A 7,467-nucleotide genomic window follows, 5' to 3' on the forward strand; every position below is an offset into this window, starting at 1 on the left:
GACGTTGTCCGAGACGACACAGGCCGGTTTTCCATAGATCCGGACCAGCGCATCCAGTTCCCGCGCAACTCGTGCGCCAGAGATGCTCGTGTCGACAACCAGGCCGAGGTTTTCGCGGCAGCAATCGTCGTTCACCGCCAGAATGCGGAATTTGCGGCAGGCCCCGAACGTGTCGGACAAGAAGTCCAAGGACCAACGCTGGTTTGGCCGCAGCGGCACTGGCATTGGTGTCCGACTGCCGCGTGCCCGCTTTCGGCCTCGCCTGCGGCGCACCGACAGCCCTTCTTCGCGGTAAATCCGGTAGAGCTTCTTTTCGTTCATCACCATGCCCTTGCGCTCCAGCATGATACCAATGCGCCGATACCCAAACCGACGCCGCTTCTCGGCGATCTTGTTCATTTCCACACGGATTTCCGGGTTATCGGGCGGCCTCTCGCGCCGCACCGTCTTCGGATCAACACCGATCAAGACGCAGGCCCGGCGCTGAGAGATCGGATGATCCTTCATCGCCTGCAGCACTGCCTCCCGCCGTTGCATCCTTCACCATGGTGCTTGAACCAGTGGCGCACCATCGCTCAGCGTCAGGGCTTTCCCAGCAAATCCTTCAGCACAACATTGTCGAGCATGGTATCCGCCAGCAAACGCTTCAACTTCGCGTTCTCGTCCTCGAGCTGCTTCAGCCGCTTGGCATCCGACAACTCCATCCCGCCATACTTGGCCTTCAGCTTGTAAAAGGTTCGGCAGACTCTATATCAGTTTGAGGGAACTTCCGGGGGGCAGGTCAGCGCCAAGCTGAGCAAAGCAGCAATAGCTTGCTTTGATTGGGATGCAGTATTCACCGCTGTTCAAGAGTGCAAGCTTCTGAAAAGCTGGAGTAATTTGAGAGTTGACCGGGAGCGCCTATCCCAATTCTGCCTTGGCGATGACAGCTGGTACACTCTATTGATCCCCTAGGCGGAGCTTGAAGTGGCGGGATTTTCAGACGTCATGCGCCAGCAAGACATCATGGTTCAGCTGCTCACCGACTGTACCGACCGGTTCTATCAGGGACTGAAAGCGGCGTATGAGGGCGAATTCTACGCCGTAACACCCGTCACAGAGGACTCGGGCTCGATTATCAAACTATACCAGTTCGAAATCGAAAACACCGATGTTGGCCTTGAGTACAAGACAAAACTCGAGGCTCTTTCCGCCCTCGTCGCCTCAGGAACGATCGGCGAAGCCAGCAAGTGGAACGCACCTCATATGGTCGCGATCAGCTTTGGCCAGCACCTGTACTACCCCCTGCTCTCTCCCATCAAGGATGCGGTCGTACCACTGAAGATGCGACCAATGGCGCTTGGCGAGCCAAGCGAAGTGCAATTTGTCGAGGACGTGATGGCGTTCTACGACTCCCCTTCGGGGAAAGAGAGGCTGCGGGGTTTCAGCCTTTACCTGCTGCGCAATGCTGACAATCGTGCCAAGGGGCTCGGCTTTGCTCTGGCAGGCAACTTCTATCCTGACTGCTGCTGTGGCTGGTGGACGACAAAACCGGCAAGCAGTGGCTGTCTTTCATCGATCCGAAGGGTATTCGAAACCTGAACATTTCGGACCCGAAGTTTGGATTACATAAGGAAATCAAGCAGATCGAAAAACAACTGGGTGATGGGATGATTAGCCTCAACTCCTTCATCCTGTCCGTCACGACCTTCAATGACCTGCTCAATGTCACGGGGTCGACCACCAAATCGGACCTGGAAGATCGAAATGTTCTTTTCATGGACGACGGCGGGCCGACATATCCTGACAAACTGCTGGCCAAAGCGCTCGCTTGATCTCGGATCGCTTTGATGTGCCCCCTTCCCATGGTTCCTCCCGAGCCAGATCGGTATGTCGGTCGACTTTTTAACGCTTACTTCTATGGTCCCGTGATCAACCGAACCTACGCAGATATGGCCGCGCATTGCGACACGGCCGTTGTCCCGGCCAGGCCATATAAACCAAAGGACAAAGCGAAGGCAGAGGCCGGGGTGCTCTTGGCTGATCGCCGGACTGGATACTGGCACGGCTGGCCGGATACCCCGGAACAGGTGGCCGCATGTTGTCGGAATGGGTGGCCGGATCCTCCGGAATACGCATCGACGGCTCGCCATGCTGGAAAATTGGGCTGAAGGATATGGGTGTGCCCTTTGATGAACTGGTCGCCCCGAAACGCAAGGTGTATCCGTCATCTGTCACCCGCAAAGGCAATGCCGCTGGCTTGTATGCCGGGGCAGTTGTGGTGTTTGTAAGTGCTGGACGTAATCTCCCCAAAACGGCTGGAAGAAAATTCCCCACTTCGCGGATTCGGCGATCAGCCGTGAAGGTGATTGGCACCTCCGTTTTTTGGCGGCCGACCACGGCGTTTCGGCGGTGGCGGCGGTGTGATGTTGGCATGTGCGCGGGTGTGTTCCGGGATCAGGTCGGCATGGTGCCGGAGCCGGTAGCTGGCGCCCTCAATTTGGACCACGACAGCATGATGCAGCAGGCGATCCGGCATTTACAGTGTTCACAGGCGCATTGGGCCTGTCACGCGAGGCTGCGGCCGATCTGGCCGCACAATCCGGGATGACCGTGAAAGCTGGTGTCACCCGGCTGACCACCTATCTGGTGGTGGGGGATCAGGATCTGACCGTGTTAGGCGGGCACTCCGGAAGCAGCAAGCACCGCAAAGCTGAGGAAATGCAGGCCGCAGGCCACCCGATCCGGATCATCGGCGAGACCATGTTCAAGGCAGTGGTAGGGGGGTGATGTGAAATAGGCAGCGGATGGCGGATCTTTGTGATCGAGGATGAGCCTGTTTTGCGGCTGGGAACGTGGGTGGTGGCGTGGCAGTTGTCCAGTTTTCTTGCTTTGGACATCGACGTGGAGGGCGGGTAGCGGTCGTTCGTTTCTTGTTCGCACAGCTCGCCTTGGAGAGGAGAAGCGGGCATTCAACTCCGAATGATTTTAGCCTCGATGCGACACCCTGTATCGGCCGCCGTATTTTGCGGGTGAGAAACGAACCGAAATCATGAACATTCAGCGTTTCTTTGCTTTGGCGATGTCCGCACCGATGCCATGGTATCGGCCGATGCTTTGAAGCCTCAGACGCGAAACCCGTGATAGGTAATCCGTCGCAATACCCATTCGAAGGGGCCAAGCGCGAAGCGGGAACGCCAGATCAGCAACGCCCCAATCAGACCTGACGTTACGGCAACGCCAATGATGATGGCGGTCAGCCGGTCCACAGAATTCCAGAGGCCCAGCCCGTAGCCCGAGAAGATTGTCGAAAGGATGATCGACTGGCCAAGATAGATGCTCAGGCTCGATCCGCCCGCAGCAAGCGCCTGCGCCACGATCGGCCCCGGCGGGCGTGACAGCGCAGCGATCAGGCCGAGATAGCCGAGCGTGGCGATCGGCGCGGCGGCGACCGTCAGAACAGCACCGGGCACCGGCGGCCCCCATTGCCCGAGCGCAGCCCCAACCAGCCCCAGCACCACACCCGGCCCAAGGCACCAGCGCCGCGCGCGCCGCCAGAGCGGATGACCCGCGTCGTCGATCATGCCCGACTTCACTGCCGCCAGACCAAGGCAGAACCAGCCGAGCGCTGCGGTGCCCTGAATCACGAGGAAGAACGGCATGATGACGGCAAAGCCGATGCTGCGAAGCATGACCGCCTCAAGAAAGCCGCCCTCGGTCAGGATCGCACGCTCCATTGCAACTATGTCCGCCGGTGTCTGTGGCGCGGCGAGCAGCAGCACTGGGGCGATAAGGGTTTGCACAATCAGCAACGCCGCGCCGACCCGCACAAGGCGACCAACCTGCCAATCCCGGAACAGGTATAGGATCGAACCGGTGACTGCGTAGATCGTCAGAATGTCACCGGGAAAGAACAGGCAGCCATGCGCGACCCCAAGTGTCGCAAGGCCTATCATGCGGTTGCGGTAGACGCGTCCGAAGGGGAGCCCCTGCCGTGACGCCGAACGCATCAGGAACCCCAGCCCCACCCCGAACATGAAGGAGAAGAGGCCGTAGGTCTTGAGCAGCGCCAGCCCGTTGACCAGCCACAGGGTGATCGCGTCCAGGGGCGTCTCGGCAACCGGATCGGCGAACCCGTGCAGCGCAGAAAAGGCGATGTATTGGACGTTGACGACGACGATGCCGAACAGAGCGACAAGGCGCAGGTAATCGGGCATCAGGGCGCGCGCAGGTCCGGTCATGAGCGCGTGAACACCGAAAGCGCCAGCGTCAGCATCTCGCGGACGCGGGCAGGCTCTTCGCCGGACGCGCGTTGGGTGATGGCAAGCGCGATCTGCTCGCCCAGGTATTTCGCCCCAGCCTCGACAGACAGGCCATCCTGCCAGTCACCGGCGTCGCGGGCTGCCTGCAGGAAAGCGGCATAGGCTGCCCGCGCTGCCGCGTCGATCTCCTCCACGCGCGCCCTCGTGTCCGGCCCCAGCCGGTGCTTGCCCGCCCGCATCTTGTAGAACAGGCAGCCGGTTTCCAATCGCGGATCGTCGCTGGCAAAGTCGATCAGGGCGTCTAGCGTCTGGCGCAGCCCCGTCCCGGCATGCAGGATCACGAACATCTCTGACAGCACCTGTTCGGCATATCGGTCCAGCGCCGCGCGCGACAGCCCATCCTCGCTGCCGAACTCGCGATAAAGCGAGGGCTTCGAGATGCCCGCCATCTGACAGATCGCGTTGACCGACACGTCGGCGGGGTCGCTCTGCCAATAGGCTGTCATCGCCACGTCGAGCACTTGCTGGGCGTTCATCGTCCGCGGTCGTCCGCGCGCGGGTCCTTTATCGGTATCGCTCATTTTTATACCATCCGGTATTTTATGTCTTGACGGGGCGCATCCAATATTCGTACCAGTCGGTAACGAAACGTGCAAGCAGGAGAACGACCCATGTCCACACCCGACAGAACCATCGTCATCACCGGCGCCAGCAGCGGCTTTGGCGCGGCGGCCGTGCGGGCCTTTGCCGACCGGGGCGACCGCGTCTGGGGCACGATGCGCGACACGGGCGGCCGCAACGCCGCCAAGAAGGCCGAGCTTGAGGGCTATTCGCCGCGCATCACGATTGCCGAGATGGACGTCACCAGCGACGCCTCGGTCGCTGAGGGTTTCGCGGCAATTCTGGCCGAGGGCCCCGTCGACATCCTGATCAACAACGCGGGCATCATGTATATCGGCATGACCGAGGCCTATAGCGTCGCGCAGGCTGCGGAACAGATGGACACCAACTATTTCGGCGCCATCCGTGCCATGCAGGCGGTGCTGCCGTCGATGCGCGCGGCCGGGCGCGGCCTGATCATCAACACCAGTTCCATTGCCGGGCGGGTCTCGGTGCCCTTCTTCGGCACCTATTGCGCCACGAAACACGCGCTGGAGGCCTACAGCCAAAGCCTGCGCTACGAGGTTTCCCCGTTCGGCATAGACATCGCGCTGGTCGAACCGGGGCCGTTTCCGTCGAACCTGCTGGCCGCCGGAAAGCCGCCCGCCCGCGCGGATGTGCTGGCGTCCTATGGCGAGCTTGGCCAGGTGCCTTCGACCATGATCGCGGGGTTCGCCCAGATGCTGGCCAGCAGCGAGGCCCCCGACCCTCAATTGGTGGTGGACGCATACTTGTCGCTGGCCGACGCCACCCCCGGCAAACGGCCCACGCGCACAGTAGTAGGCATCACCTGGGGCGTCGATGAGGTGAACGCCTTCACCCAGCCGCGGCAGGACGCGCTGTTGAAAGAGATGCAGCTCGAAGGCGTGCTCGGCGGCGTTGACGCATGAGCGCACAACTATCCCACCCACTGAACAAGGACCCTATCAGATGAAAAAGACACTCCTGACCGCTGCCACGGCCACTGTCGTTGCCACCGGGGCATTGGCCGAAGACAGCATGTCCAACCGCGAAATCGTCGGCGCGTTCCTCGGTGCTGTGATGAGCGGTGACGTCGACACGATGCGTGAATTGGCGAACCCCGATTATATCCAGCACAACCCCTTCATCCCGACCGGGCTGGAGCCCTTCATCGGCCTACTGCCGGTGCTGGCAGAGGCCGGAACGACGGCTGAGAACATCCGCATATTCCAGGACGGCGATTACGTCTTCATGCACAATATCTGGCGCAATGCCGAGCCGTTCGGCGCCCCCGAGATGGTCGCGTTCGACATCATCCGCGTGGACCAGAACGGCATGGTTGCGGAACACTGGGATGCGCTGCAGCCTTTGGTCACCGAGACGGTTAGCGGCCGCAGCCAGACCGATGGCCCCACCGAGGTCACCGATCTGGACCAGACTGAGGCCCACAAGGCTTTGGCCGTTGCGCTGGTGCGGGATGTTCTGATGGGCGAGGACCCGTCGCGGATTACCGACTATATCAGCGCCGAGAGCTATGCCCAGCACAACCCCGGTATCGCGGACGGGCTTGAGGGCATCGTTGCGGCCGTCGAGGAGCTGACGGCGCAAGGCAACATGTTCCAATACACCGACATCCATGCCGTTCTGGGCGAGGGCAATTTCGTCCTGACCGTGAGCGAAGGCCAATGGAACGGCGGCACCCACGCCTTCTATGACCTCTTCCGGATGGAAGGCGGCATGATCGTCGAACACTGGGACGTGATCCAGCCCGTCCCGACCGAGGGCCTTGCCAATGACAACGGCATGTTCACCGGCTTTGACGGCGTTGGCCCGGAGCCGGTCGGGCAATAGTCCTCATCACGACATAGCCCCGCCAACAGGCAGAGCCCAAGCAGGCGGGACAGCTGTCTCGCCTGCCAATCGCAACCCATGCCCGCAATCAGAGAACAGCGCACGACTGGCCGGACGTCTGCCTGATGATCGAGAAAAGGAAACCGAATGCCCGCCGATGAACTGACACCTGAGAGCTTTCGCCAGCGACCGGACGTTGTTCGGGCGGTCGAAAATCCCCGCTCGCCGCGCAGCGTGCTCAACTACATGTGCGGCTGCGATACTGCTGACCCCGAAACCCGTGACAGCCTGAACCAGGACGAAACGGTGCGGCCCTTGATGATGATCTGGTTTCAAAGCGGCCGGGCCCTCGACGCGTTTTGCCAGCCCTTCGCGCCGGTTGTGCGCGAACTGAAGGCCGAACCACCAAGCTTGATCGGCGAAGACTGGGACAGCCTTGACGGCGCAGTGGCCAAGGTACTGCTGGCCGATCAATTGTCACGATCCTGCTTTCGGGGCAGCGCCGAAGCCTTTTCCTATGATCAGATTGCGCGCGACCTGATGCGCACGCTGATGGCCCCGCAGAGGATCGACGACACGCTTACCCTGCCGGCGGCCATGCTCTATCTGCTTCCATGGGCGCTGGCGCATTCAGAAGACGTGGCGGATCTGGACCTTGCCTGCGACTTTGTCGATCTGGCCATCGCGGCCCATCCGAATTTCAGATTGTTCGTCGAGCGCAACAAACCGGCCATCGACCAGCACTGCCAGGTCC

Annotated in this window: 8 protein-coding genes and 1 pseudogene; 6 read left to right on the plus strand and 3 right to left on the minus strand. The window is 61.0% G+C overall.

Going from position 1 to position 7,467, the window contains the following annotated elements:
- Positions 1-737: pseudogene (locus tag ACTZWY_RS19310) on the minus strand (IS3 family transposase); the annotation flags it as partial.
- Positions 738-966: 229 nt separating this feature from the next.
- Between ACTZWY_RS19310 and ACTZWY_RS19315 the strand changes: the two are divergent.
- From ACTZWY_RS19315 to ACTZWY_RS19325, 3 genes are all read left to right on the plus strand, one after another.
- On the plus strand, positions 967-1,581 hold the full coding sequence (locus ACTZWY_RS19315) for a hypothetical protein (protein WP_444792342.1): 615 nt from the start codon (positions 967-969) through the stop codon (positions 1,579-1,581).
- Positions 1,518-1,814, plus strand: coding sequence for a hypothetical protein (locus ACTZWY_RS19320; protein ID WP_444792343.1), 297 nt, complete (start codon positions 1,518-1,520; stop codon positions 1,812-1,814). Before ACTZWY_RS19315 ends, ACTZWY_RS19320 begins: the two co-directional genes overlap by 64 nt.
- Before the next feature lie 709 nt (positions 1,815-2,523).
- Entirely contained in the window at positions 2,524-2,769 is a 246-nt protein-coding gene (locus ACTZWY_RS19325) for a BRCT domain-containing protein (RefSeq protein ID WP_444792344.1), read from the plus strand.
- Between the two features lie 335 nt (positions 2,770-3,104).
- Here ACTZWY_RS19325 and ACTZWY_RS19330 read toward each other — a convergent pair whose 3' ends face one another.
- Both ACTZWY_RS19330 and ACTZWY_RS19335 read right to left on the minus strand, forming a co-directional pair.
- Complete coding sequence (locus ACTZWY_RS19330) at positions 3,105-4,196, minus strand: DUF418 domain-containing protein (RefSeq protein WP_444792345.1); 1,092 nt, start codon at positions 4,194-4,196, stop codon at positions 3,105-3,107.
- Between the two features lie 20 nt (positions 4,197-4,216).
- Positions 4,217-4,822, minus strand: a complete 606-nt coding sequence (locus tag ACTZWY_RS19335) for a TetR/AcrR family transcriptional regulator (protein WP_444792346.1) — start codon at positions 4,820-4,822, stop codon at positions 4,217-4,219.
- A gap of 90 nt (positions 4,823-4,912) precedes the next feature.
- Here ACTZWY_RS19335 and ACTZWY_RS19340 point away from each other — a divergent pair, with 90 nt between their 5' ends.
- The 3 genes from ACTZWY_RS19340 to ACTZWY_RS19350 form a co-directional block, all read left to right on the plus strand.
- Positions 4,913-5,791: an SDR family oxidoreductase gene (locus tag ACTZWY_RS19340; RefSeq protein WP_444792347.1), complete on the plus strand. Its 879-nt coding sequence runs from the start codon at positions 4,913-4,915 to the stop codon at positions 5,789-5,791.
- Positions 5,792-5,831: 40 nt separating this feature from the next.
- Positions 5,832-6,713 (plus strand): nuclear transport factor 2 family protein, encoded by an 882-nt coding sequence (locus ACTZWY_RS19345; protein WP_444792348.1) that lies wholly within the window; start codon positions 5,832-5,834, stop codon positions 6,711-6,713.
- A gap of 147 nt (positions 6,714-6,860) precedes the next feature.
- A partial coding sequence (locus tag ACTZWY_RS19350; RefSeq protein ID WP_444792349.1) for a DUF924 family protein occupies positions 6,861-7,467 on the plus strand: 607 nt, incomplete at its 3' end.

Origin of the sequence: Roseinatronobacter sp. NSM, assembly GCF_052379845.1 — a bacterium.
Lineage (GTDB): Bacteria > Pseudomonadota > Alphaproteobacteria > Rhodobacterales > Rhodobacteraceae > Roseinatronobacter.

Bases quoted from the DNA above. Each gene is read 5' to 3' on its own strand.
- ACTZWY_RS19330 (WP_444792345.1), bottom strand. From the start codon at position 4,196: ATGCCCGATTACCTGCGCCTTGTCGCTCTGTTCGGCATCGTCGTCGTC.
- ACTZWY_RS19335 (WP_444792346.1), bottom strand. From the start codon at position 4,822: ATGAGCGATACCGATAAAGGACCCGCGCGCGGACGACCGCGGACGATG.
- ACTZWY_RS19340 (WP_444792347.1), top strand. From the start codon at position 4,913: ATGTCCACACCCGACAGAACCATCGTCATCACCGGCGCCAGCAGCGGC.
- ACTZWY_RS19345 (WP_444792348.1), top strand. From the start codon at position 5,832: ATGAAAAAGACACTCCTGACCGCTGCCACGGCCACTGTCGTTGCCACC.